This is a genomic window from Microbacterium sp. Bi128, assembly GCF_918698205.1.
Genome location: NZ_CAKKMM010000980.1, coordinates 1 through 1,931, shown reverse-complemented (window position 1 = coordinate 1,931; position 1,931 = coordinate 1). Strand labels below are relative to the sequence as shown.

Below are 1,931 nucleotides of genomic sequence, written 5' to 3'. Positions count from 1 at the left end.
GATTCGTATCGGTATGAGACCTGCCGATAGTAATCTGCCGGCGACGTCCTAAGCTGCAGCGATCGCACTCTCTCTCGATGCCGCCGCCAGGGGCGCCGTCGTCGGCGCCACGGCATGCGGCGCGGACTCAAGTGTGCCTGACGATAGCCTCTCCGATCGGCTCGGCGAATCCCCCTAACTGCCCCTTTCGCCGGTGCCCCCAAACGCATTCGAGGCGGTCACATCCACGGTCCACGGTCCCTCCTACACCAACGGCGTAGACCAGGCCACCCACTTCTTCTACCGGCCCGCCAACCGCTTCCGCACCCAGGCGCTCGTAAAACAACGAGTTCTCCGGTTGCCGCATGGATAAGATCCTCGCGAAGATTTAGGCGACGTGGACGCCCAACAGCCACAGTTTGTCGGCTTCGGTGACGCTGTGACCAACGCCTTGAAGCAGTCCGGCGTCGGCGCGACGGTAAGTGTATCTTCCGACAAGGAGCGTTGCGCGTATCGCTCACCTACCTCACTGCACGGGCCGTGCTGAGGCAGTCCCATGGCCAACCCCGCCGAACTAATCAGTGGGCAGATCTGTTGGCCATCACCGGGCGGTTTTACTGGCCACCAGAGGGCACATCAACTGGCCGCCCGTGGGCAGAAACTACTGGCCATTGACATTCCTTATGAGCGGCAGCCCGCAAGAAAGGCAATCAGATGCTAGTCCGCCGGCGATCGCCACGGCGGCTCTCCCACGAGGTGGAATTGGCCCTTTCCGATTTCCGAACCCCTGCCAAGGGGGTACCTGCTCTACCTCAAGGAATTTATTAGGACCTTGGCGAGCGGGCATACGCAAGGCTCCACTCGGTGGTCTACTTGTCAGTGCTGGCCGAAAAGTGAGCCGATTCGTGGGCTGAAAACTGAGCCACGTTGACTAAATTATTCTGCCGTTTTCCGGTCTTCGATCTGGTGGTTCCTGAGCCGGAAGCTGGAGCCCCTGAGGGTGACGACCTCCGCGTGGTGGACGATGCGGTCGATCATTGCGAAGACGACGACCTGGTCCCCGAAAACATCGCCCCAGCGGGCGAAGCTTAGGTTCGAGGTCAGGACCTGCGAGACGTGTTCATAGCGTGAGGACACGAGCTGGAAGAACAGGTTCGCGGCGTCCTGTTCGAACGGGATGTAGCCGACCTCATCGACGACGACCAGCCCGTAGCGGCGAAGCCGGACCAGTTCTGAGGGCGCGCTCCACACGCCAGGCGCCCTTTGCCTCACTGAGCTCGTTCAGCGGACGCATCCGCGACTTGACGCTCAGGAATCCTACTACCGGTGCGGCTGAATCGCGGCAGCCTTCTGCCGATGCATGAACCGTCCCAGCGACTCCCGCGGCCTGCAAACTACAGGTAGGCGTTTGCGACTAAGTTCGTCCGCCGGAGGGGTATTCGACGGAGCCGCCGGCCTGTGCCCGACGGAATTCTGTACAAGAGCTATGGAGAGGATTGGCAGGGCACCGTTTCTGGTCGCGGAACAGGTGCACTACTCAGTTTTAATTAGACGAAACATAGCGAGGTCTACCTTGATACTCAATATCAAATCCCACCCATAGCATTGGCGCCGGCGCATCTAGTCTGGTGGCGGTAGTGGCCGCCCGCTAAGGCACGCGTTAAGACCGACGCTCATCGCAGTCGAACTGTCGATGGCTCATGAGGACCAATCTGGCACGTCCAAGCAGAGCAATGCCTGTTTTCAGTCACCATTTCACGAGTAGATCAGGACTGATGAGCCGATTCGCGATTTCTCAAATATCAGCCAACACCGTCCCAGGGTTCTCGATTGCATCGGCCACATAGCGGAGGAAGCCGCCAGCGCTTCCGCCGTCGCAGACGCGGTGGTCGAAGGTGAGCGTCAGTTCGGTGACCTTGCGGACGGCGAGTTCGCCGTTGACCACCCAGGGC

At 60.3% G+C, this 1,931-nt stretch carries 1 protein-coding gene and 1 pseudogene; both read right to left on the bottom strand.

Going from position 1 to position 1,931, the window contains the following annotated elements; genetic code table 11:
• Positions 1-915 precede the first annotated feature (915 nt).
• A pseudogene (locus LQV45_RS28795) lies at positions 916-1,215 on the bottom strand (ATP-binding protein); the annotation flags it as partial.
• 559 nt (positions 1,216-1,774) lie between these two features.
• Positions 1,775-1,931, bottom strand: a 157-nt coding sequence (locus tag LQV45_RS28790; protein ID WP_230010419.1) for a 2-oxo acid dehydrogenase subunit E2, incomplete at its 5' end; no start/stop codon positions are given.